Raw genomic sequence first — 24,258 nt, 5'->3', positions numbered from 1 at the left:
GGCGGGTCACGCTCGGTCTTCAGTCGATCACACTCGATCACCGGTCGGTCAGCCACACACGATCACCGGTCGGTCACGCAAGGCCGCCGGCCGGTCGACGGTCTCCCACGGGCCGACGCCGGCCGGTCGGCCGGTCACGCACGGGCCCCGCCGGCCGATCACACCCGCTCGCCACCCACCCGCCCAGCGGGCGCCGGACCCCTCACACCCACCTCCCGCCCCCGCTGAGGGCAGCGTTCCCGGCGGGAAACAGACGCGATGCCACCGGGTAACACCCGCCCCGCAGGCTCGGTGCCATGACCTCGAATACGCGTGTGGTGGTGATCGGCACCGGACTCGCGGGCGTGACACTCGCCCGGCGGCTCGGTGAGCTGGGCACGCCCGCGCTGGTGATCGGCGACGAGGAGCACCGCCCGTACAACCGGGTGCTGCTCGCCGAGGTGCTGGCCGGACGGTACAGCCCCGAGGTGATCGCCCTGCCCACGCCGGCCGGGCTGCTGCGGAGCCGGGTCACCGGCATCGACCGGGCCGGGCGGACGGTCCGGTGCGCCGACGGCTCGGTGATCGCGTACGACACGCTGGTGCTCGCCACCGGCTCCAACGCCGTGCTGCCGCCCCTGCGCGGCCTGTTCACCCCCGGCCGCGAACTGCCCGAGGGCGTGCACGCCTTCCGCACCATGGACGACTGCCTGGGCCTGTCCAAGGCGCTGCGGCCGGGCGTGCGCGCCGTCGTCATCGGGGGCGGGCTGCTCGGGGTCTCCGCCGCCCGCGCGCTGGCCGTGCGGGGTGCGCAGGTCGTCCTCGCCCAGCAGTCCGAGCGCCTCATGGAACGCCAGCTCGACCCGGCCGCCTCGCAGCTCGTCCGGCGGCACCTGGAGAACCTCGGCGTCGAGGTGCACACCGAGTGCCGGGTGCGCGACGTGCGCAGCGTCGGCGGGGCGGTGCGGTCGGTGGAGATGGCCGACGGGTACGCCCTCGGCGCCGACCTGGTCGTCCTCGCCTGCGGCGTCCGGCCGCGGACCGGTCTCGCGCAGGCGGCGGGGCTGGAGGTCGGCTCGGGCGTCCTCGTCGACGACGAGCTGCGCACCTCCGACCCGCACGTCCGGGCCGTGGGCGACTGCGCCCAGCACGCGGGCCGGGTGTACGGGCTGGCCGCGCCCGCTCTCGAACAGGCCGGGGCGCTGGCCGAACTGCTCGCCGGCAGCGGCACCGCCCGCTACACCGGCACCCGGTCCCTGACCCGGCTCACCCTCACCGGGCCGGGAAGCCCCTTCGACCTCGCCGCGTTCGGCGAGACCGACCCCCGTCCCGGCGACGACGTCGTCCAGCTCGCCGACGCCACCCGGGGCACCTACCGCAAGGTCGTCGTCCGCGACGACCGCCTGGTCGGCGGGGTCCTGGTCGGCGAACTCGGCACCGTCGGCGCGCTCGCGCGCGCCTGGGAGGGAGCAGAGCCGCTCCCCTCCGACGGCGGCCCCCTGCTCCACCTGCTCACCCAAGACGGAGGCTCCTGATGACCGCCACCCCGGGGCCCATCCCCACCCTCGTGCTCGTCGGCCACGGCATGGTCGGCCAGCGCTTCCTCGAAGCACTCGCCGAGCGCGGCCTGACCGCCACGCACCGCGTGGTCGTGCTCTGCGAGGAGCCGCGGCCCGCCTACGACCGCGTCGGGCTCACCTCCTACTTCTCGGGGAAGACCCCCGAGGACCTGTCGATGACCGACCTGGACTTCATCGCCGAGCACGGCATCGAACTGCGCGTCGGCGACGCGGCCGAGACCGTCGACCGGGACGCGCGCAAGGTGACCGCCCGCTCGGGTCTGGTCCTCGAGTACGACGTGCTGGTGCTGGCCACCGGCTCCTACCCCTTCGTCCCGCCGGTCCCCGGCAAGGACGCCGAGGGCTGCTTCGTCTACCGGACGATCGAGGACCTCCTCGCCATCGAGGAGTACGCCAAGACCTCGACGACCGGCGCGGTGGTCGGCGGCGGGCTCCTCGGTCTGGAGGCGGCGGGCGCGCTGAAGGGCCTCGGACTCACCTCGCACATCGTGGAGTTCGCGCCGCGCCTGATGCCGGTGCAGGTCGACGACGGGGGCGGCGCGGCACTGCTGCGCACCATCGAGGGCATGGGCCTGTCCGTCCACACGGGGGTGGGCACGCAGGAGATCGTGGTCGGCGAGGACGGCGCCGTCACCGGCATGAAGCTGTCCGACGGCTCCGAACTCGCCACCGACCTGGTGGTGTTCAGCGCCGGCGTCCGCCCCCGCGACCAGCTGGCCCGCGACTGCGGACTGGCGGTGGGCGAGCGCGGCGGCATCAGCGTCGACGAGCAGTGCCGCACGGTCACCGACCCGCACGTCTTCGCGATCGGCGAGTGCGCGCTGGCGGCCGACGGCCGGGTGTACGGGCTGGTGGCGCCCGGTTACGAACAGGCCGAGACGGCCGCCGCGACCATCGCCGCCGACGAGGCGGCGTTCACCGGCGCCGATCTGTCCACCAAGCTGAAGCTGCTCGGTGTGGACGTGGCGTCCTTCGGCGACGCGCACGGCACCGCCGAGGACTGCCTGGACGTCGTCTACTCCGACTCCCGCGCCGGCCTGTACAAGAAGCTGGTCGTCGGCCGCGACGGCACGCTGCTCGGCGGCATCCTGATCGGTGACGCCGACGCGTACGGCACGCTGCGCGCCTTCACCGGCTCCGTCCCGCCGGTCTCCCCCGAGTCCCTGGTGCTGCCCGCCGGCGTCGGGGCCCCGGCCCAGCTGGGCCCCTCCGCGCTCCCCGACGACGCGGTGATCTGCTCCTGCCACAACGTCAGCAAGGGCACGGTCCGCGGCGCGGTGACCGACCACCAGTGCACGACCGTGCCCGAGGTGAAGAAGTGCACCAAGGCCGGCACCGGCTGCGGGTCGTGCCTCAAGGTGCTCGGCCAGCTGGTCACCGCCGAGCTGGAGGCGAGCGGCGTCGAGGTCGACAAGGGGCTGTGCGGCTGCTTCGCGCAGACCCGCGAGGAGCTGTACGAGATCGTCCTCGCCCTGCGGATCACCTCCTACCGGGAGCTGCTGGACCGGCACGGCCGCCAGGAGGCGCGGGGCGGTGAGGGCTGCGAGGTCTGCAAGCCGACGGTCGGCTCGATCATCGCCTCCCTCGCCCCGGCGATCGGCGCGAGCGGCTACGTCCTGGACGGCGAGCAGGCGGCCCTCCAGGACACCAACGACCACTTCCTGGCCAACCTCCAGAGGAACGGCTCGTACTCGGTCGTGCCCCGCATCCCGGGCGGCGAGATCGCCCCGGAGAAGCTGATCGTCATCGGCGAGATCGCCCGCGACTTCGGGCTCTACACGAAGATCACCGGCGGCCAGCGCATCGACATGTTCGGGGCCCGCGTGGAGCAGCTCCCGGTGATCTGGACCCGGCTGGTGGACGCCGGCTTCGAGTCCGGGCACGCGTACGGCAAGTCGCTGCGCACGGTGAAGTCCTGCGTGGGGCAGACCTGGTGCCGCTACGGCGTCCAGGACTCCGTACGCATGGCGATCGACCTGGAGCTGCGCTACCGGGGGCTCAGGTCGCCGCACAAGCTGAAGTCGGCGGTGTCCGGGTGCGCCCGGGAGTGCGCCGAGGCCCAGTCGAAGGACTTCGGGGTGATCGCCACGTCCAACGGCTGGAACCTCTACGTCGGCGGCAACGGCGGCGCCACCCCGCGCCACGCGGACCTGCTGGCACAGGACCTCTCGGACGCCGAACTGGTGCGCCTGATCGACCGGTTCCTGATGTTCTACATCCGCACCGCCGACAAGCTGGAGCGCACCTCCACCTGGCTGGAGCGCGTCCCGGGCGGCCTGGACCACGTGCGGGACGTCGTCGTGCACGACTCGCTCGGCATCTGCGACGAGCTGGAGTCCCTGATGTCCGCCCACGTCTCGCACTACCGCGACGAGTGGGCCGAGACCATCAACGACCCCGAGAAGCTGGCCCGGTTCGTGTCCTTCGTGAACGCGCCCGACACCCCCGACCCGGTCGTGGGCTTCGTGCCCGAGCGCGACCAGATGAAGCCCGACCTGCCGCTGCTGAACATCGGCCTGCGGCGCACCGAGGAAGACCTCCTGGAAGGAAGCACCCGGCGATGACCCTGGCACCCGAGACGACCGACCTGAAGGTCCGGCTCCGCCTGACGGACGACTGGTTCACGGCCTGTGACCTCGGCGCCCTGCTCCCGGGCCGCGGCGTGGCGGCCCTGCTGCCGGACGGCGGCCAGGTGGCCCTGTTCCGCGACCGGGGCGGCGAGCTGTACGCCATCGACAACCGGGACCCGTTCACCGGAGCGGCGGTCCTCTCCCGCGGCCTGACCGGTACCCACCAGGGCCGCCCGTTCGTCGCGTCCCCGCTGCTCAAGCAGCGCTTCGACCTGGCGTCCGGCGTGTGCCTGGACGACGAGGCGGTGCGGGTGGGGACCTACGAGGTGAAGGCGGCGTAGCACCGCGGCGGCCGGCGCGCGGCTGTCGGTTTCCTGTCGAACACGGCCGGTGGGTCGATGCGGACCGGTCCCGTCGGGTTTCATCGAGTCCCCCGCCCTTCCCTCATGGAGGTCGCACCATGACTCGGAATGACGTCCGCCCGTCCCGGCGCGCGGTGCTCGGCGGTGCCGCCGTCGCCGCGCTGGCGGCGACCGCCGGTGCCGGCCCGGCCCGGGCCGCTTCGCCCGCCGCATGGCCGACGGAGTTCCCCCTGCCCGACGGCTGGCTGCCCGAGGGCATCACCATCGGCGCCCGGCCGTACGCCTACCTGGGGTCCCGCGCGAACGGCGCCGTCTACCGCGCCGACCTGCGCACCGGCGAGGGCCGCGTCGTCCACGAGGGCGGCGCCGGCCTCGCGGCCGTCGGCCTGAAGCTGGACGGCGACGGGCTGCTGTACATCGCCGGGGGCGCCGGCGGCACGGCGCGGATCGTCGATGCCCGCACCGGCGTCCTGCTGCGCACCCACCGGCTCACCGAGGCCACCGGTCACTTCGTCAACGACGTGGTCCTGCACGGCGACCGCGCCTGGTTCACCGACTCGTACGGGCCGGTCCTGTACGGCGTCCCGCGCGGCCCGCGCGGCAGGGTGCGCACCCTGCCGCTGACCGGCGACTGGGAGCAGACGCCGGACGGCATCAACGCCAACGGGATCGTCGCCACACCGGACGGGCGCGGCCTGATCGTCGTCCGCAGCACCCCGGGCGAGCTGTACCGCGTCAGTCTCGGGACCGGCCGCGCCACCCGGATCAGGCTGGTCGGCGCGGACGACGTCGTCAACGGCGACGGCCTGGTCCGCGTCGGCCGCACCCTCTACGTCGTCCAGAACCGGCGCAACCTCGTCAGCGTGTGGGACCTGGACGCGCGGGCCGGCCGGGCGACCCTGCGCCGCACGATCACCGATCCCCGTTTCGACGTCCCCGCCACCGCCGCCCGCTTCGGCGACCGCCTCTACCTCGTCAACGCGCGCTTCACCAGCCCGCAGACGCCCGAGACGACGTTCACGGCGGTGGCGGTGGACCGCTGAGGGAGCATGCCGTCCAGCCGTCACGAATTGTCCATGCACCGTCAACCGTAGCGCTCTAGGGTCCGTAGCCGCACGCTCCCGCCGCCGGCCGGCGGCGGGGCCGGTCAGGACACCCGGAGGCAGCAGTGGAACGTCGTACCCTCCTGCGCACGGCCCTCGTCGGCGGCTCGGCCGTCCTCGGCGGAACCCTGTGGCGCGGTGCCGCGTACGCCGCACCCGCCCAGCCCGGCAACGGCCCCTACGGGGCGCTCGGCGCGCCCGACGCCAACGGCATCAGGCTGCCCGCCGGCTTCACCAGCAGGGTGATCGCCCGCTCCGGGCAGAAGGTCGCGGGCACCTCGTACACCTGGCACAGCGCGCCGGACGGCGGCGCCTGCTACCAGGACGGCCCGGGCTGGATCTACGTCTCCAACTCGGAGATCAACCCCTCCGGCGGCGCGAGCGCGGTGAGGTTCTCGTCCACCGGGGCGATCACGTCGGCCTACCGCGTGCTCTCCGGCACCCGGCAGAACTGCGCGGGCGGCAGGACGCCGTGGAACACCTGGCTGTCCTGCGAGGAGGTGGACCGCGGCTACGTCTACGAGACCGACCCGTGGGGGGTGAAGGCGGCGGTGCGGCGGGACGCCATGGGCCGCTTCAAGCACGAGGCCGCGGCGGCCGACCCGGTGCGCCGGGTCGTGTACCTGACGGAGGACGTCACCGACGGCTGCTTCTACCGCTTCCGCCCGACGACCTGGGGCGACCTGTCCTCCGGCACGCTGGAGGTCCTGGTCGCGGGCACGGCCACCAGCGGGACGGTGACGTGGGCGAGGGTCCCCGACCCGTCCGGCGCCACGGCCACGCGGAACCAGGTCCCCGGCGCCAAGCGCTTCAACGGCGGCGAGGGCTGCTACTACGCCGACGACACCTGCTGGTTCACCACCAAGGGCGACAACCGCGTCTGGCAGTACGACGCCGCCGCCCAGACCATCGAACTGGCCTACGACGACTCGCTGGTGACGTCCGGCACGGCCCCGCTGACCGGCGTGGACAACGTCACCGGCAGCTCCTCCGGCGACCTGTTCGTGGCGGAGGACGGCGGCACCATGGACATCTGCGTGATCACGCCGAACGACGTGATCGCCCCCTTCCTGCGCATCGACGGGCAGTCCGGCTCGGAGATCACCGGCCCGGCGTTCTCGCCCGACGGCACGCGGCTGTACTTCTCCAGCCAGCGGGGCACGAGCGGGAGCTCGTCCGGCGGGATCACCTACGAGGTGCGCGGGCCGTTCCGGGCCTGACCGCACCGCCGCGGCGGCGGGGACTCCGGAGTCCGGGGCGGGCTGTCGGGGAAGGAGCGGCCGGCCCTGCGCGCACCACGCCGCGCTCAGGTCCCCAGCGCCTCGTAGGTGACCCCCGTCAGCCGCTCGGACGCGGCCCACAACCGCTCCCCCATCGCGTCGTCGGTGGTCCAGGGCGCCCGCCAGGACGGCGCGGGCGCCCCGCGCCACATCGCGAAGGACGGGCCGGTGAAGGAGTCGGAGGGGACGCCGGGCGCGGTGGCCGCGTACAGGACGGGCAGGGCGCCGGCCTCGGCGGGCTGGGCGGCGACCCGGTTGGCGAGCAGCATCAGCCGTTCGGCGATCCGGCGCCCCTCGGCCCGGGGTCCGGCGGCCTGGAGATCGGTCGCCGCGTAGCCCGGGTGGGCGGCGACCGCGCGCACGTCCGCGGCGCCGTCCCGCGCCGCGAGCCGTCGCGCCAGCTCGTGCGTGAAGAGCAGGTTGGCGGACTTCGAGCGGGCGTAGGCGGTCCAGCGTCCGTACCGGCGCACGTTGTTGAGGTCGCGCGGGTCGATGCCCGCGAGCGCGTGCAGGAAGCTGGAGACGGTCACGATCCGGGCCCCCGGCGTGGCGAGCAGGGCGGGCAGCAGCAGCCCGGTGAGGGCGAAGTGGCCCAGGTGGTTGACGCCGAACTGCGTCTCGAAGCCGTCCGCCGTCGTCCCGTGGGGCAGCGCCATCACCCCTGCGTTGTTGACCAGGAGATCGATCCGCTCGTACGGCAGCCCGTGCGCGAACTCCCGCACGGAGGCCAGGTCCCCGAGGTCCAGCCGCCCGAGTTCCACGGCGGCGCCCGGGACCTCGCCGCGCAGGCGCTCCACGGCCGCGCTCCCCCGCCCCTCGCTGCGGCAGGCGAGCACCACGCACGCCCCCTTGCGGGCCAGTTCCCGGGCCACCACGTAGCCGAGGCCGCTGTTGCCCCCGGTGACGACGGCGACGCGCCCGTCCAGGCCGGGCATGTCGCCCACGTTCCAGCCGGTCATCAACGGCTCCTTCCCTGGTCCGGACCCGGCCCACCGTACGCGCCCGGACCCTCCTGAGCGGAGAGCTACCGTCCGGTCACGTCACGTTCGCATCACGAGTCCTTCATTCCGTCACCGCAACCACAGCACCTCTATAGCTTCGTCACCTCATATCCGCTCATCCACACCATTCCCGGGACTCCTGATGAACCTGCTCCGCAAGCCCGCCGCCGTGGCCCTCGCCGCGCTGGCCCTGGCCGCCCTGCCGACCGCCGCCCAGGCGCACGAGGGCACCCACCCGTTCAAGAACTGCACCGAGGCGTACGAGAACGGCTACGCGAACATCGCCCAGGACGACGAGCACTACGGCGCGCACCTGGACCGCGACAACGACGGCGTCGGCTGCGACAAGCCGCCCGCGGGCTTCGTGCCCGCCGACGACGAGAAGAGCGACGACGAGCCGGGCTCGGGAGCCGGGGAGGGCTCCGGGAGCGGCGGGGCCGACGGTGCGGAGGCGGCCGGCCAGCAGGGCACCGACCTGGCCGAGACCGGCGGCGACGACAGCACGCCGTACCTGGCGGCGGGCGGCGCGGCCGTCGTCCTGGCCGGCGGCGGACTGCTGCTGGCCGCGCGTCGGCGCCGGAGCAACGGCGCCGGCTGACCAGGCGGCTCCCCGGTGCCCCGTACGCGGCTCAGCGGCGGGGCTCCGGCGGCCTCAGGCTGAACGAGGCGCTGTTCAGCCGGCGCCGGGCGGCCCGGGCCACCGGGCGCTCGACGAACCGCTGCACCACGTAGGAGAGCGCGACCAGGGCCGCGACGGTGATCCCGACCACGATCCAGGGGTCGGCACGGTCACCGAAGCGGTGCAGGACGTTCACGCCGATGGCGTCGTGCAGCAGGTACAGCGGGAAGGTCAGCGTGCCCGCGACGGTCAGCCCGCGCCAGCGGATCCGGCTGGTCCAGCCGAGCGCGACGGCGGCGACCAGCAGGAAGAAGAACGTGATCACCAGCATCAGCCAGCCGCGCCCCGGCGACCAGGAGCCCCAGTTCAGGCGGCCCCCGTCGGGCGTCAGCAGGTAGTGCAGCGCCACCAGCCACGACATGACGACGATGCCCCAGAGCAGCGGCGTCGGCCGGTAGCGGTACATGAGGTAGAAGGCCATGCCCGCGATGAAGTACGGGGCGGACGGCGGATTGACCAGCAGCGTGAGCAGCCGGATGTCGGCACTGGGCGCCAGCACCGCGGCGACCGTCCAGACTCCGCAGTAGATCACCACCCGCTGGTAGGTCAGGCCCTTCCAGACCACCACCGCGAACGTGAGGTAGAAGCAGAGTTCGGGCCAGAGCGTCCAGTAGACGGAGTCGAGGTGCTCCACCCCCAGCGGGGTCTGCAGCATCGTCAGGTTGGCGAGCAGCACCCGCGGGTGCGGGTGCCCGAACGGGTTGTCGGCGAAGTAGACCACGCACGCCGTGATCGCGATCGCCACCCAGTACATCGGGTACAGGCGGGTGACGCGCGAGATGAAGAAGTCGCGCGGGGTGCGTCCCCACGCGCTCATGCAGATGACGAAACCGCTGATCAGGAAGAACAGTTCGACGCCGAGCCGGCCGAACGCGAAGACGCCGTGCGCCTGCGGGAAGACCTCGTCGACGGGGCGGCCCCAGATGGTCTGCATCGTGCCGGGCACCTGGCCGACGAAGTGGAAGAACACCACGGCCAGGGCCGCCAGGAACCGCAGCCCGTCGAGCGCCGCGAGCCGGTCCGTGCGGACGGCGGGTCCGGCCTGCGGCACACGCGCCTCGGCGGCGGCCCGGGGAGCCGGCACCCCCGGGGCGGTCGCCTCCTCACGCCCGCCCGATGCGGTCGTACCGGCCGGTCGTCCGTGCTCCGTCTGGGTCATCCAACCACCGTTCCGGTGTCGGCCGCTGTCCACTGTCAGGGCTCTCAAACATTACTGACAGCATCCTGCTGCTCGACGCACAGGAGTTCACACCACCGACCGCGTCACACACGGCGGCACCCCGGTCCCGCCCGGTACGAGGGCGGGCCGGCGGTACGGGGAGAATTCACTGGGGCGGACGGCCGCGCGCTGCTACGGTCGGGCGCCATGAGCTGGCTCCCCGACGACTTCGTCCACCCCGAACTGGTACCGCTGCCGGGCGGCGGTCATCACCTGCGGCCGATCCGGGAGGCGGACACCCCGCTCGACTATCCGGCGGTGATGGGTTCGCGCGAGCGGCTGTGGGCCGTCTTCGGCCCGGCTTGGGGATGGCCGGCTGCCACCATGACCTACGAGGCCGACCAGGCCGACCTGTTGCGGCACGAGAAGGAGATCGCCGCACACCGGTCCTTCAACTACGCGCTGTTCGACGCGGCGGAGACGGCTCTGCTCGGCTGCGTCTACATCGACCCCCCGGAGCGGGCCGGCGCGGACGGCGAGATCTCCTGGTGGGTGGTGGACGAGCTGGTGGGCGGCGAGGTCGAGCAGGCCCTCGACGCGTTGGTGCCGCAGTGGATCGCCGCCGACTGGCCGTTCGAGCGGCCCCGCTTCATCGGCCGCGAGATCTCCTGGTCGGACTGGCTCGCCCTGCCGGAGCACCCCGACGCGTGAGCACCCGTTGCCGTACCGGCCCTCGGGGCGTGGGGGAACGGACTTCGGCGGCGGAGTGCCGGGCCCTGTGCGCGCCGTCGTCCGGCCCGCACGGAATGGCCCGGTCCACTGTCTCTCCGGTCCGGCTGGGACCGCGGGCGCCCTCGTGGTGAGTCTCCGCCGGCCACCCACCGCAGGCGGGCGACCGCCACGTCCAGGCAGACATCGCGCGGACCGCCGCGGCGGCACCGGCCCCTCGCCGTCGTGCGACGGGCCGACCGGATCGCGGGCCCGTCAGACCCCGAAGGGTGCCGGGTAGTGGATGGTGCCCCTCGGGGCGGGAGCGGTGGCGTCCAGGGCGAGGACCATCATGGCCTCGTCGGGCACCTCGAAGGTGGGGCGGATGCCGTGGCTCGAGGCCGGGGTGAACCCGAAGCGCGGGTAGTAGCCGGGGTGTCCCAGGCAGGTGACGAGATTCTCGCCCTGGGCGCGGGCGGAGTCGAGGGCCGCTCGGATCGCGGCGGATCCCGCTCCCCTCTTCTGGTGGGCGGGAAGCACCGCGCACGGGCCCAGCACGAGGGCGGGGCTGTCGTCGATGTGACAGCGGGTCAGCAGTGCGAAGCCCGCGATGGTGCCGTCCGGGGTCTGTGCGACCAGGGAGAGACCGTCGATCCAGGCCGGGTCGACGCGCAGGGCCTCGACCAGGTCGGCTTCCAGCGGGGTCGGGAACGCGGCCAGGTTGACCGCGCGGATCGCGGCGGTGTCGGCGGCGGTCTCGGGGCGGGTGGTCCAGGTGAGGGCGTGGTTCATGAGGAGAGGCTGGTCCGTTTCACAGAGACACAAACGGGGTGGAGGTCTGAGTGGCGCGGTCGTACGCCGTCACTGCCCGCGCTCGCGGAGCGACGGGTCGCGCGCAGCCGGCGGGTGATGGACTCCTGCCGGTCGGTGCGGCCGGCCTGCAGTGCCCGCCCGCGCGAGGAGCGGTCGGCGCGAGCACGGTGGCTCGCCTCTCACCGCGGAGGACGCGCCGAGAGGCGGCACCCCCGCACAGGGTGCCGCCTCTTTCCGTGGTCCGGAGCCGCCGCCGATCGGTGAGGGTGGTCGGGTGACAGGCGGCGGCTCCGGGGTCTTCGCCCCGGACGGGTCCTAGCGGTGGTCGCTGCCCTTCGACTGCGACGCCGCGCGGCCGGCCTCCAGGCGGGCCACCGGGATCCGGAACGGGGAGCAGGAGACGTAGTCCAGGCCCACCTCGTGGAAGAAGTGGACCGACTCGGGGTCGCCGCCGTGCTCGCCGCAGACGCCGAGTTTCAGGTCGGGGCGGGTGGCGCGGCCGGCCTTCGCGGCGGCGGCGACCAGGGAGCCCACGCCGTCCTTGTCGATCGTCTCGAACGGGGAGACGCCGAAGATGCCCTTCTCCAGGTAGGCCGTGAAGAAGCTGGCCTCCACGTCGTCCCGGCTGAAGCCCCACACGGTCTGGGTCAGGTCGTTGGTGCCGAAGGAGAAGAACTCGGCGGCCTCGGCGATCTGACCGGCGGTCAGCGCGGCGCGCGGCAGCTCGATCATCGTGCCGATGGCCAGCTTGAGCCTCGCACCGGTGGCCGCCTCGACCTCGGCGACGACTTGGTCGGCCTCGTCGCGGACGATCTCCAGCTCCTGGACGGTACCGACCAGCGGGATCATGATCTCGGCCCGCGGGTCGCCCTTGGCGGCCTTGCGCTCGGCGGCGGCCTCGGCGATCGCCCGCACCTGCATGGTGAACAGGCCGGGGATGACCAGGCCCAGACGTACGCCGCGCAGGCCCAGCATCGGGTTCTGCTCGTGCAGGCGGTGCACGGCCTGGAGCAGGCGCAGCTCGTTCTCGTGCGGCTCCTGGCGGGACTCGGCGAGCGCGACGCGGACCGACAGCTCGGTGATGTCCGGCAGGAACTCGTGCAGCGGCGGGTCCAGCAGGCGGATGGTGACCGGCAGCCCGTCCATCGCCTCGAACAGCTCGACGAAGTCCTGCTTCTGGAGCGGCAGCAGTTCCTTCAGGGACTCCTCGCGCTCGGTCTCGGTGTCGGCCAGGATCAGCCGCTCCACCAGCTCGCGCCGGTCGCCGAGGAACATGTGCTCGGTGCGGCACAGGCCGATGCCCTGGGCGCCGAAGCGGCGGGCGCGCAGCGCGTCCTCGGCGTTGTCGGCGTTGGCGCGCACCCGCAGGCGGCGCTTGCGGTCGGCGAAGGCCATGATGCGGTGGACCGCCTCGACCAGTTCGTCGGCGTCCTCGGCGCCCGCGTGCATCCGGCCCTCGAAGTACTCGACGACCGGGGAGGGCACGACCGGGACCTCGCCCAGGTAGACCTTGCCGGAGGAGCCGTCGATGGAGATCACGTCGCCCTCCTCGACGACGTGCCCGCCGGGCACGGTCATCCGGCGCCGCTTGGTGTCGACCTCCAGCTCCTCCGCGCCGCAGACACAGGTCTTGCCCATGCCGCGCGCGACGACGGCCGCGTGGGAGGTCTTGCCGCCGCGCGAGGTGAGGATGCCCTCGGCGGCGATCATGCCGTCCAGGTCGTCGGGGTTGGTCTCGCGGCGCACCAGGATGACCTTCTCGCCCGAGCGGGACCACTTCACCGCGGTGTACGAGTCGAAGACGGCCTTGCCGACCGCCGCGCCCGGCGAGGCGGCGATGCCCCGGCCGACCTTCTCGACCTTCGCGTCGTCGTCGAAGCGGGGGAACATCAGCTGCGCGAGCTGGGCGCCGTTGACCCGCTGGAGGGCCTCCGCCTCGTCGATCAGCCCCTGGTCGACGAGCTGGGTGGCGATGCGGAAGGCCGCGCCCGCGGTGCGCTTGCCGACGCGGGTCTGGAGCATCCAGAGCTGGCCGCGCTCGATGGTGAACTCGATGTCGCAGAGGTCCAGGTAGTGGTTCTCCAGCGTCTCCATGATCTGCATCAGCTGGTCGTACGACTTCTTGTCGATCGACTCCAGGTCCGCGAGGGCGACGGTGTTGCGGATGCCGGCGACGACGTCCTCGCCCTGGGCGTTCTGGAGGTAGTCGCCGTAGACGCCCTGGTGGCCGGAGGCGGGGTCGCGGGTGAAGGCGACGCCGGTGCCGGAGTCGGGGCCCAGGTTGCCGAAGACCATGGAGCAGACGTTGACGGCGGTGCCGAGGTCGTGCGGGATGCGCTCCTGGCGGCGGTAGAGCTTGGCGCGCTCGCCGTTCCAGGAGTCGAAGACGGCCTTGATGGCGAGGTCCATCTGCTCGCGCGGGTCCTGCGGGAAGTCCCGGCCCGCCTCGGCCTTGACGATCTTCTTGAACCTGGTGACCAGCTTCTTGAGGTCGGCGGCCTCCAGCTCGGTGTCGACCGTCACCTTCTTGGCCGCCTTCGCCGCCTCCAGCGCCTCCTCGAAGAGGTCGCCGTCGACACCGAGGACGGTCTTGCCGAACATCTGGATCAGGCGCCGGTAGGAGTCCCAGGCGAAACGGTCGTCGCCGGCCTGCTGGGCCAGGCCCTGCACCGACCTGTCGGAAAGGCCGATGTTGAGGACCGTGTCCATCATGCCGGGCATGGAGAACTTGGCCCCGGAGCGGACCGACACGAGGAGGGGGTCGTCGGCCTGGCCGAGCTTCTTGCCCATCTTCGCCTCAAGGGCGTCGAGGTGCGCACTCACCTCGTCACGCAGTGCCGCCGGTTCCTCGCCGCTGTCGAGGTAGGTCTTGCAGGCCTCGGTGGTGATCGTGAAGCCGGGAGGGACCGGAAGACCCAGGTTGGTCATCTCGGCGAGGTTGGCGCCCTTGCCGCCGAGGAGGTCCTTGAGGTCCTTGTTGCCCTCGGTGAAGTCGTAAACGAACTTGGTGACGTTCGCTACCTGGGGTTCTTTGTTTTCCGACACGGGTCTCGACTCCTCGAGGACGCGGTGGCTGCCCTGACGGCGAGGAATGTACCCAGATCAAAGGCACCTGGGTACGTCCACTTGCGCGTCATGCGCCTGTAACCACTCGTCCGCCAGCGGATCGAAAGTCAAGGCTTGGCAAGCGACCGACAGCCTGTGTTTTCACTTCTTGAACGAATGACCTTCCGCACGCCAGGCCGATTGCTCACCTGAGCGTCATTCGCCACGTTTGAGTTCGATCGATGAACGATCAAGGTATGGCACTCAGTGCCGCCCTTTGAGAAGTGGAATCGCCCATGATCCGCTCATCTGAGCGCTCCCCTTATCAGAGGTGGCGAGAATCACGCTGCCACAGGCCGCGGGATTTCACCATGCGGACGTGTGAACGGACCGCTCGCGGCGGACGTACGACAGGGCGGCGGGTCCGGCCCCCTCGCCGGGCCCGCCGCCCGGCCCGGTTTCGTACGGAAGGACCTTCGGGTGCCTGTCTTCACGCGTTTTCGCCCGTCACCGCCCCCGGCCGACGGGCCGTACGGACCCGGTGGACCCGGTGAGACGGAGGGGACCGACGAGACCGGTGAGATTGGCGAGACCCGGGCGACCGATACGACCCGGGCGACCGGTACGACCCGCGAGACCGAGGCGACCCGGGAGGCCGACGAACCGGCCGAGCCCGAAGTCGTCGCGCCCGAGGACCCCGGAGAGTCCATCGAGCCGCAGCCGAAGCCGGAGCAGGACTCGGAGCCGAAGCCGGGGAAAGACGCGGCACCCGCGCCCGGACGGCCCGGAGCCCCCGGCGCGTCCGGCCACCCCTCGCCGGAGACCTCCCGCCCGGGGACCTCCCGCGCCGAGCGGTCCCTCGCGGCCCGCCTCGCCCACCGGCGCGCCTGGCGCACCCGGCACCCACGGACCGCCCTCGCCGTCCGGCGGACCACGACGGCCCTCGCCGCCCTCCTCGTCCTCGGGGCGCTGGTGCTGCCGAACACCCTCGTCGCCCTGGAACCGAACCGGTTCGCGCGGATACCGGCGGAGGCGGTCATCGGGGCGGTACTGCTGCTCTGCCTGCCCCGCGTACCGCGGCTGGTGCTGGCGGCGCTCCTCGGCACCGGCCTCGGCGCGCTGACCGTGCTGAACCTGCTCGACATGGGCTTCACCGAGTACCTGGGCCGGGGCTTCAACGTCGTCCTGGACTGGGGCCTGCTGGACGACGCCCAGTCGTTCGTGGCCGACGCGATGGGCGGCGCGGCGGCGACCTGGGCCGCCGTGGGCGCGGTGGGGGGCGCGACGCTGCTGCCGGTGCTCATGGCGCTGGCGTCGGTCCGGCTCGGCGAGGTGCTCGCCGCGCACCGGGAGCGGGCGGCCCGGGGCGCGCTGATGGCGGCCACCGTGTGGATGACCTGCGCGGCGCTGGGCGTGCAGACCTTCGGCGTGCCGGTCGCCACCCGCAGCGCCTCCGGGGCCCTGGAGGCGCAGGCGCACCGGGTGGTGGACACGCTGCGGGACGAGACGGCGTTCGCGAAGGAGGCGGAGGCGGACCGGTTCGGTGCCACGCCCGCCGCCCAGCTGGTGCCGGACCTGCGCGGCAGGGACGTCGTCTTCGCGTTCATCGAGAGCTACGGCCGCAGCGCCGTCGAGGACCCGGTGACGGCGCCCGGCGTCGGCCGGATGCTCGACGCGAGCACGGAGGCGCTGGCCGGTGCCGGCTTCAGGGCCCGGAGCGGCTGGCTGACCTCGGCCACGTACGGCGGCAGCAGCTGGCTCGGCCACTCCACGTTCATGTCGGGCCTGTGGGTCGACAACCAGCAGCGCTACCGCACCGTCACCGCGGGCGACCGCCTCACCCTCACCAAGGCGTTCGGGAAGACCGGCGCCTGGGACACCGTCGGCGTCATGCCGGGTGTGCAGAAGGCCTGGCCGGAGGCGGAGTGGTACGGGCTGGACAAGGTCTACGACGCGTTCGACGTCGGCTACCGGGGCCCGAAGTTCAGCTGGTCGACCATGCCGGACCAGTACGCGCTGGAGGCCTTCCAGCGCCTGGAGCACGGCAGGGAGCGCGACCGGCCGCTGATGGCGGAGATCATCCTGACCTCCAGCCACCAGCCCTGGGCGCCGATCCCGGAGATGATCGACTGGGACGCGGTCGGCGACGGGTCGGTGTACGACGCCGTCGAGGAGTCGGGCGAGAAGGCGGCGGACGTCATCGCCGACCCCGCGCGGTCCAAGGAGGAGTACGGCAGGTCGGTCGAGTACTCGGTCACCAGCCTCGTCCAGTGGCTGGAGCGCTACGGCACCGACGACACCGTCCTGGTCTTCCTGGGCGACCACCAGCCGCTCGCCCGCGTCAGCGGGAACGGGGCGAGCCGGGACGTCCCCGTCTCGATCGTCGCCAAGGACCCGGAGGTGCTCGACGCGATCGACGACTGGAACTGGACGGAGGGCCTGAAACCCGCCCGGGACGCCCCGGTGTGGCGGATGAGTTCCTTCCGCGACCGCTTCCTGACGGCGTACGGCTCGGTGCCGCGTCCCGCCAGGGGCTGATCAGCCGCCGGAGGTGTCCAGCTCCGCGTCCTCGCCGACGCCCGCGCAGTCGTACGGGTCCCTGAGCCAGCCGTCGGGCAGGACCACCCGGTTGTTGCCGGACGTGCGGCCGCGGGGGCCGTCGGCGCCGGTGGGCCAGGGCTGGTCCAGGTCGAGTTCGTCCAGGCCGGCGCGCAGGGCCTCCAGCGAGGAGGTGATCGCGAGCCGCTTGCGCATCTCGGAACCGACCGCGAAGCCCTTGAGGTACCAGGCGACGTGCTTGCGGAAGTCGATGACGCCGCGCGCCTCGTCGCCGATCCACTCGCCGAGCAGGGTGGCGTGCCGGACCATCACGTCGGCGACCTCGCGCAGGGTGGGCCGTACGTACGCGTCGGCGCGCCCCTCGAAGGCGGCGACCAGGTCGGCGAAGAGCCACGGCCGCCCCAGGCAGCCGCGGCCGACCACGACGCCGTCGCAGCCGGTCTCCCGGACCATCCGCAGCGCGTCCTCGGCGGACCAGATGTCCCCGTTGCCGAGGACGGGGATCTCGGGGACGTGCTCCTTCAGGCGGGCGATGGCGTCCCAGTCGGCGGTCCCGCCGTAGTGCTGGGCGGTGGTGCGGCCGTGCAGGGCGACGGCGGTCACGCCCTCCTCGACGGCGATGCGGCCGGCGTCGAGGAAGGTGAGGTGGTCGTCGTCGATGCCCTTGCGCATCTTCATGGTGACGGGCAGGCCGCCGGCGCCGGTGACGGCCTCGCGGACGATGGCGCGCAGCAGGTTCCGCTTGTACGGCAGGGCCGAGCCGCCGCCCTTGCGGGTCACCTTGGGCACCGGGCAGCCGAAGTTCAGGTCGATGTGGTCGGCGAGGTCCTCCTCCGCGATCATGCGGACGGCCTTGCCGACGGTCACCGGGTCGACGCCGTAGAGCTGGATCGAGCGCGGCGTCTCGGTCGCGTCGAAGTGGATCAGCTGCATGGTCTTCTCGTTGCGCTCGACCAGCGCCCGCGTGGTGATCATCTCGCTCACGAACAGGCCCTTGCCGCCGCTGAACTCCCTGCACAGGGTGCGGAAGGGCGCGTTGGTGATCCCGGCCATCGGTGCGAGCACGACGGGCGGGGCGACGGTGTGCGGGCCGATCCGCAGGGGTGCGGCGGTGGTGCCGGGGGCGGGCGTGGTGAGCGTGGACATTCCTCCATTGTCACGTACGCCGGGCGGTGCCGGACGTGCCCCCGGGCCCCAGGACCCCAGGACCCCAGGACCCCAGGACCTCAGGGCCCCAGGGAAAGCGGAAGACCGTGTATGAGTCATTAGTTAACCGCACTATCGAAAACCCCGTACGATGTAATCCATGCCCGAGCCCACCCGCCGCCGTCTGCTCGTGCTCGCCATCTGCTGCATGAGCCTGCTGATCGTGAGCATCGACAACACGATCCTCAACGTCGCCCTGCCCGCCGTGCAGCGCGACCTGCACACCAGCACCGCGGGGCTCCAGTGGGCGGTCGACGCCTACACGCTGGTGCTGGCCGCGCTGCTCATGCTCGCCGGCTCCACGGCCGACCGGATCGGCCGCAAGCGGGTCTTCGTGACGGGCCTGGTGGTCTTCACCCTGGGCTCGCTGCTGTGCTCGCTGGCGCCGGACCTGTCCTCGCTGGTCGTGTTCCGGATGGTCCAGGCGGTGGGCGGTTCGATGCTCAACCCGGTCGCCATGTCGATCATCACCAACACCTTCACCGATCCGCGGGAACGCGCCCGCGCGATCGGCGTCTGGGGCGCGGTCGTGGGCATCTCCATGGCCGCCGGTCCGCTGGTGGGTGGCGTGCTCGTGGAGTCGGTCGGCTGGCGGTCGATCTTCTGGGTCAACCTGCCGGTGGGCCTGGCCGCCCTGCTGCTCACCCTGCGCTTCGTCCCCGAGTCCCGCGCGCCGAAGGCCCGCCGTCCCGACCCGCTGGGCCAGCTGATGGTGATCGTGCTGTTCGCCGGCCTGACGTACGCGATCATCGAGGCACCGAACGCCGGGCCCGTGCGGGTGCTGCCGTTCGCCGCGCTGGCACTGGCCGCGCTGCTGGGCCTCCTCCTCTACGAACCCCGCCGCGCCGAACCCCTCATCGACCTGCGCTTCTTCCGTTCGGCGCCGTTCAGCGGGGCCACCGTCACCGCGATCACCGCCTTCGCGGCGCTGGGCGGCTTCCTGTTCCTGTCCACGCTGTACCTGCAGAACGTGCGCGGGCTCAGCGCCCTGCACGCCGGGCTGTGGATGCTGCCGATGGCCGTGCCGACCTTCCTGTGCGCCCCGCTGTCCGGGCGGCTGGTCGGCAGCCGCGGCCCACGGCTGCCGCTGCTGATCGCGGGCGGCGCGCTGACGGCGAGCGGGGTGCTGTTCGCCGCCTTCGAGGCCGAGACCTCGAACGTCACGCTCTTCCTCGGGTACGCCCTGTTCGGCGTCGGCTTCGGCTTCGTCAACGCGCCCATCACCAACACCGCCGTCTCCGGCATGCCCCGCGCGCAGGCCGGGGTCGCCGCCGCCGTCGCCTCCACCAGCCGCCAGCTGGGCCAGACCCTCGGTGTGGCGGTGGTCGGCGCGGTGCTGGCGGCGGGCGTGGGCGCGTCGTCGTACCGCGACACCTTCGTGGCCGCCGCCCGCCCCGGCTGGTGGATCCTGGCCGCCTGCGGCCTCTCGGTCCTCGTCCTCGGCGCCGTGACCAACGGCCGCTGGGCCCGCCGCACCGCCGAACGGACCGCCGAACGCCTGCAGTCGGCGGAGGTGCGGCAGGTGGCGCGGGCCGGATCGTGAGCGCCCGGCACGCCCCGCGGTGAGCCGGGGCGGCCCCGCCCCTCGTACGTGCGCGGCCGACGGGCGCCGCACCGGCACTCCCCGGCGCGGCGCCCGTCGCGGACAGCCCCGCTGCGGCGCCCGCCACGGACAACCCCGGCGCGACGCCCGCCACGGACAACCCCGGCGCGACGCCCATCGCGAACAGCCCCGGCGCGGCGCCCGTCGCGAACAGCCCCGGCGCGGCGCCCGTCGCGCGCTTCCCCGCTGCGGCGCCCGTCACGGGCTCCCCCGCTGCGGCGCCCGTCGCGTCCGCGTCGGTCCTGTCACCGCACCGGCGCCGGCAGTCGCTCCGTCACCTTCGGCCAGTACTTCACGAGGGTCTCCTCCACCCTCGGCAGCCCCCGCTGCCCCGCCAGGGCCAGGGTGATGGCCGCGGCCACGCAAGCCCAGGCGACCGGGCCCAGCGGTGTGCAGCCGAAGAGCTGGCTGGCACCCGGGGTCTGCACCAGGGCGACCAGTGCGGCCGCGGAGCCGAGGGACGTGACCTGGACCAGGCGGCTGCCCCGGCGGTCGGCCAGGGTCTGGGCGAGCTGGGTGCCGACCACGGCGCACAGGGCCATCGTCGTGGAACGGCGCCCCGTGCCCGGGGTGAAGCGGCCGAGGAGCCAGGCCGCGGTCGCGCCGAGGGCCGTGGTCAGGGCCCGGTGCCGGATCTGGCGGAGCAGGGGCTCGCCCAGCACCGCCGTACCGAGCGGCGCGCCCGTGTCGTCCTGTGCCTGCTCGGGGTCCCCCGTCTCCGTCACCGCCACGGCCATCGCGGGGAACAGGTCGGTGAACAGGTTGACCAGCAGCATCTGCCGGGTGGACAGCGGAGCGGCACCGCCGAGGACGGTGCCGAGGATGCCGAAGCCGACCTCGCCCGCGTTGCCGCCGATCAGGATGGCGATGGCGTCGGCGACGCTGTGCCACAGCGCCCGGCCCTCCCGCACCGCCTCCACCAGGACCAGCAGGTCGTCGCCGGTGACGACCAGGTCGGCGGCGTTGCGGGCGGCGGCCGAGCCGCGGGCGCTGATGCCGACGCCGATGTCGGCGGCACGGATGGCGGCGGCGTCGTTGGCACCGTCGCCGACCATGCCGACGACCCGCCCGGCGTCCCGCAGCGACTCGACGACCTGGAGCTTCTGCTCCGGCGCCACCCGGGCCACGACGTCCGCGTCGCGCAGCATGCGGGAGCGCGCCGTACGGTCCGCGGCGGCGATCTCGTCGCCGGTGACCACGACCGCGTCCTCGGGCCAGCCCAGGTCGACGGCGATGGCGTGGGCGGTCCGCGGGTGGTCGCCGGTCAGCACCACGGGCCGTACGCCCGCCTCGCGCAGCCCGTGCACCAGGGCCGGGGACGTCTCGCGCGGCACGTCGGCCAGCCCGAGCATCCCCGTGAACTCCAGCCCCCGTGGGTCCTGTTCGAGCACGTCGGCCGCCTTCTCCCCCTCGCGCAGGGGGCGGCCGGCCACCGCGATGATGCGCAGCCCGTCGCCCGCCATGCGCTGCGCCGCCTCGGAGGCGTGCGCCGGCAGGTCCGCGCAGGCGGGCAGCACGGTCTCCGGGGCGCCCTTGACCACCAGCACCGGCGCGCCGCCGGCGTCCCGTCCGACGGCGGCGGCGTAGCCGCGGGACGTCTCGAAGGGCAGGCCCTCCTCCTGCGTCCACCCCGGGTCGTCCCCGGCCGCGTCCAGGACGGCCTCGTCGGTGGCGTGGGTGGGGCGGGCGCCGTCGCCGTTCAGGCGGGGGCAGGCGCGCGCGGCGACCCGTACGGCGTCGGCGACGTCCGGGTCGCCCGCCTTGCGGACCGTGCCGTCGGCGCCCGCCACCCGGGTCAGCCGCAGCCTGTTCTCGGTGAGCGTGCCCGTCTTGTCGAAGCAAATGGTGTCCATGCGGCCCAGCGCCTCCAGGGTGCGCGGGGTCCGTACGAGGACGCCGTGCCGGCTGAGCCGGCGGGCCGCCGCCAGCTGGGCCACCGTCGCCACCAGCGGCAGCCCCTCGGGCACCGCGGCCACCGCCACCGACACGCCGCCGGCGACGGCCTGCCGGATCGGCGTCCCGCGCAGCAGCGACAGGCCGGTCACCGCGGCCCCGCCCGCCAGGGTCAGCGGCAGCGCCTTGCGGGTCAGCTCCTGGAGCCTGGCCTGCACGCCGGCCGCCGACGGCGTACGGGCGGCCAGCGAGACCGCCCGGGCGGCCTCGGTGTGCTCCCCGGTGTCCACGACGACGGCCTGGGCGCGGCCGGCCACCACGGTCGTGCCCTCGAAGACCATGCAGTGCCGCTCGGCGACGGGGGCGTCCTCCACCGGGTCCACGCACTTGTCGACCGGCAGCGACTCACCGGTGAGGGCCGACTCGTCGACCTCCAGACCGTCCTCCCACAGCAGCCGGGCGTCGGCGGGTACGACGTCGTCCGCCTTGAGGTCGATGATGTGCCCCGGGTGCAGTTTGGCGGCGTCCACGACCCGTGGCTCGGCCGACGGGTCGTGCGTCTCCTCGTCGGCGACCCGCGCCTTCTGCTTCTGCTGCGCGAGCAGCCCCGACAGCGCCCGTTCGGCGCGCAGCCGCTGGAACCCGCCGACCAGCGCGTTCAGGTCCAGGGCGCCGACGACCAGCAGCGCGTCCATGACGGAGCCGAGGATCGCCTCGGCCGCCGAGCCGACCGCGAGCACCGGAGTGAGCGGGTCGTCCAGCTCGCCCCGGACCGCCCGGCCCAGCTGCCACGTCCACTTCACCGGGGCGAGGACGGGGACACGGCCCGCCCGGTCGGCCGCGGCGTGCATCCGCGCCGTCAGCTGTTCGGTGAGGGAGGGCTCCGGCTCCTTCTCCCGGTCCAGGCGCTCCCGTACGCCCGTGGGGTCCAGCGTGTGCCACGCCACCCGTGCCCGGGGGTGCGGGGCGCGGGCCATCGCCACGCCGAGCGCGGCGCGCGCGCCGGTCAGCAGGGCCGCCGCCGCGCTCACGTCGACCGGCGCGTGCCGCATTCCGGGCAGCGCCGCCCAGCCGCCCCCGCCGCCGTTCCCCCCCTTGCCGCGCGCCTCGCCGACCGCCACCAGCAGCCCGGAGAGCGCGGCCCCGGAGCGGGCCAGCGTCTGCGACCGGCGTCCGGTCGCGCGGGCCGCCGGCACCGCCCGCAGCAGCCGCCACACGTCGGCCAGGCCCTGCGGGGCGATCACGTCCGCGCCCCATGCCACCGGGGCGTCCGCGTCGGCCAGCGCGACGGCCACGTCCCCGCCGAGCAGCCCGGCCGCCACCGTCTCGTCGTCGCCGGGCAGGGGCCGTACGACGGTGATGACGCCGCCCTCGGCGCGCAGTCCGTCCACGACGTCCCGGAGCGGGCGCCGGGCGCTGACGACCTGGTCCGCGAGTCCGGTGAAGTCGGCCAGCGCCGGGTCCTCCACCATCACCACGCGCAGGCCCGCGCGGCGGGCGGCGTCCAGCACGTCCTCGGTCCACGGGTCCGCGCCCGCCTCCGGCGCCCGCAGCGCGCTGGGGTGCAGGACGACCGTGGCGGCCATCTCCAGCTGCCGCAGCCGTTCGGGGTCGCGCACGAGCACGCCGGCGCGGGACAGCGCGGTGCTCAGTACGGCGTGGAAGGCGGCGGGACCGTAGCGCGCGGCCTTGGGCGAGCCGGCCAGCACCGCCTCGGCGGCCTCGGTCACGTCGTGCTTGACCAGCAGGGCCGCCACCGCGCCCGCCACGCTGCCGGTGGAGGCGTGGGCGGCGTAGTCCTGCGCCGGGGAGCTCTGCAGCGGCGGGCGCAGGGCGGGGTCGGCGGGCAGGCTGGTCCGGCCCGGGGCGCACAGCTGGTCGTGCACGACCTCGAAGGCCGCCGTCCGGGTCACCGCCTCCGTCAGCTGGCAGGTGCGCAGCGCCCCGTCGAGCACCAGTGAGGTGTAGCGCTGGCCGGCGCCGTGGACGGCCGCGTTGGCGACGGACAGGGCGATGTCCATGCCGTCGGCGCCGAGACGCCGGCGCAGCCAGGCGCGGAAGGCCGGGTTCTCGCGCAGCAGCGTCGCCACGGCGGTGACCAGCCGGGGCGAGGGCGGCAGCCGCAGGCGTGCGCCGGTGACGGCCGCGGCGATGCCCAGCGCGTCCGCCCCGAGGGCCGTGGCGGCGACGCGCACCGAGGCCGGGTCGCCGGGGTGGGCCGGCTCCTCCACCGGATCGGCCGGACCCCGTTGGCCCGCCCGGGTCAGTCCGTGCTGTTCGGCCAGCTCGGTGGCCCGGTCCACGACCCGGTCGGTGAGCGCCTCCTCGGCCGCGGTCACCACGAGCCGGGCGAGGCCGGTGTCCCAGTAGGCGAGCACCACGTCCGGGTGCTCGACCAGCGCCGCCGCCACCCGGCGCGCGACCCGTTCCGTGCCGCCCGCCCGGCGCACCTCCTCCGTCGCGGCCGGCCGGAGCGCGAGGTGCGCCCGGTGCCCGGCCCGCCAGTCCGGGGTGCCGCCCGGCAGCGCGGCGCGGGCGACCCGTGCCGCCCGCGCCGCGAAGTCCGCGCCGCGCACACCGGCCCGCGCGGTGCCCGCCACGGCGCCGGCCGCGGCACCCACCGCGGGCGCGGTGCCGCGCGCGAGCAGCCGGGGTCCGGCCAGGACGATTCCGGTGACGGCACCCTGGGAACGCGTCAAGAGTCCACCGACCATCGCT

General features: G+C 73.8%; 15 protein-coding genes. 9 read left to right on the top strand and 6 right to left on the bottom strand.

Annotated features, from left to right (window positions below; translation table 11 throughout):
* Positions 1-296 precede the first annotated feature (296 nt).
* The 5 genes from ACVV2G_RS21825 to ACVV2G_RS21805 all read left to right on the top strand — a co-directional run bounded on the left by ACVV2G_RS21825 (position 297) and on the right by ACVV2G_RS21805 (position 6,814).
* On the top strand, positions 297-1,514 hold the full coding sequence (locus tag ACVV2G_RS21825) for an NAD(P)/FAD-dependent oxidoreductase (protein WP_453844427.1): 1,218 nt from the start codon (positions 297-299) through the stop codon (positions 1,512-1,514).
* Positions 1,514-4,123 (top strand): nitrite reductase large subunit NirB, encoded by a 2,610-nt coding sequence (gene nirB / locus ACVV2G_RS21820; RefSeq protein ID WP_453844426.1) that lies wholly within the window; start codon positions 1,514-1,516, stop codon positions 4,121-4,123. The genes ACVV2G_RS21825 and nirB overlap by 1 nt, the downstream gene beginning before the upstream one ends.
* A complete protein-coding gene (nirD, locus tag ACVV2G_RS21815) occupies positions 4,120-4,470 on the top strand; it encodes a nitrite reductase small subunit NirD (protein WP_453844425.1) in 351 nt (116 codons plus the stop codon). Before nirB ends, nirD begins: the two co-directional genes overlap by 4 nt.
* A 119-nt stretch (positions 4,471-4,589) precedes the next feature.
* Positions 4,590-5,534, top strand: a complete 945-nt coding sequence (locus ACVV2G_RS21810) for an SMP-30/gluconolactonase/LRE family protein (RefSeq protein ID WP_453844424.1) — start codon at positions 4,590-4,592, stop codon at positions 5,532-5,534.
* 125 nt (positions 5,535-5,659) lie between these two features.
* Positions 5,660-6,814: an alkaline phosphatase PhoX gene (locus ACVV2G_RS21805; protein ID WP_453844423.1), complete on the top strand. Its 1,155-nt coding sequence runs from the start codon at positions 5,660-5,662 to the stop codon at positions 6,812-6,814.
* Between the two features lie 86 nt (positions 6,815-6,900).
* Here the strand turns inward: ACVV2G_RS21805 and ACVV2G_RS21800 are convergent, their stop codons facing one another.
* On the bottom strand, positions 6,901-7,833 hold the full coding sequence (locus ACVV2G_RS21800) for an oxidoreductase (protein ID WP_453844422.1): 933 nt from the start codon (positions 7,831-7,833) through the stop codon (positions 6,901-6,903).
* Positions 7,834-8,017: 184 nt separating this feature from the next.
* Here ACVV2G_RS21800 and ACVV2G_RS21795 point away from each other — a divergent pair, with 184 nt between their 5' ends.
* Positions 8,018-8,473, top strand: coding sequence for an excalibur calcium-binding domain-containing protein (locus tag ACVV2G_RS21795; RefSeq protein WP_453844421.1), 456 nt, complete (start codon positions 8,018-8,020; stop codon positions 8,471-8,473).
* A 31-nt stretch (positions 8,474-8,504) separates the two neighbouring features.
* Here the strand turns inward: ACVV2G_RS21795 and ACVV2G_RS21790 are convergent, their stop codons facing one another.
* The gene (locus ACVV2G_RS21790) at positions 8,505-9,713 is read right to left on the bottom strand and encodes an acyltransferase family protein (RefSeq protein WP_453844420.1); all 1,209 of its coding nucleotides are present in this window, start codon (positions 9,711-9,713) and stop codon (positions 8,505-8,507) included.
* 207 nt (positions 9,714-9,920) lie between these two features.
* Between ACVV2G_RS21790 and ACVV2G_RS21785 the strand changes: the two genes are divergently transcribed.
* Positions 9,921-10,424, top strand: a complete 504-nt coding sequence (locus tag ACVV2G_RS21785; RefSeq protein WP_453844419.1) for a GNAT family N-acetyltransferase — start codon at positions 9,921-9,923, stop codon at positions 10,422-10,424.
* A gap of 273 nt (positions 10,425-10,697) precedes the next feature.
* Here the strand turns inward: ACVV2G_RS21785 and ACVV2G_RS21780 are convergent, their stop codons facing one another.
* Both ACVV2G_RS21780 and ppdK read right to left on the bottom strand, forming a co-directional pair.
* Complete coding sequence (locus ACVV2G_RS21780) at positions 10,698-11,213, bottom strand: GNAT family N-acetyltransferase (RefSeq protein WP_453844418.1); 516 nt, start codon at positions 11,211-11,213, stop codon at positions 10,698-10,700.
* A gap of 336 nt (positions 11,214-11,549) precedes the next feature.
* The gene (gene ppdK, locus ACVV2G_RS21775; RefSeq protein ID WP_453844417.1) at positions 11,550-14,279 is read right to left on the bottom strand and encodes a pyruvate, phosphate dikinase; all 2,730 of its coding nucleotides are present in this window, start codon (positions 14,277-14,279) and stop codon (positions 11,550-11,552) included.
* Positions 14,280-14,759: 480 nt separating this feature from the next.
* On the opposite strand from ppdK, the gene ACVV2G_RS21770 reads away from it, so the two are divergent.
* Positions 14,760-16,817 carry a CDP-alcohol phosphatidyltransferase gene (locus ACVV2G_RS21770; protein WP_453844416.1) on the top strand — a complete coding sequence of 686 codons (2,058 nt, stop codon included), beginning with the start codon at positions 14,760-14,762 and terminating at the stop codon, positions 16,815-16,817.
* Here ACVV2G_RS21770 and dusB read toward each other — a convergent pair whose 3' ends face one another.
* The gene (gene dusB / locus ACVV2G_RS21765; RefSeq protein ID WP_453844415.1) at positions 16,818-17,984 is read right to left on the bottom strand and encodes a tRNA dihydrouridine synthase DusB; all 1,167 of its coding nucleotides are present in this window, start codon (positions 17,982-17,984) and stop codon (positions 16,818-16,820) included.
* Between the two features lie 160 nt (positions 17,985-18,144).
* On the opposite strand from dusB, the gene ACVV2G_RS21760 reads away from it, so the two are divergent.
* Positions 18,145-19,587 (top strand): MFS transporter, encoded by a 1,443-nt coding sequence (locus ACVV2G_RS21760; protein ID WP_453844414.1) that lies wholly within the window; start codon positions 18,145-18,147, stop codon positions 19,585-19,587.
* Between the two features lie 305 nt (positions 19,588-19,892).
* Here the strand turns inward: ACVV2G_RS21760 and ACVV2G_RS21755 are convergent, their stop codons facing one another.
* Complete coding sequence (locus ACVV2G_RS21755) at positions 19,893-24,254, bottom strand: cation-translocating P-type ATPase (protein ID WP_453844413.1); 4,362 nt, start codon at positions 24,252-24,254, stop codon at positions 19,893-19,895.
* Positions 24,255-24,258 lie beyond the last annotated feature (4 nt).

This window comes from Streptomyces sp. JK94 (assembly GCF_053613315.1).
This window is presented reverse-complemented; position numbering and strand designations above follow the sequence as displayed.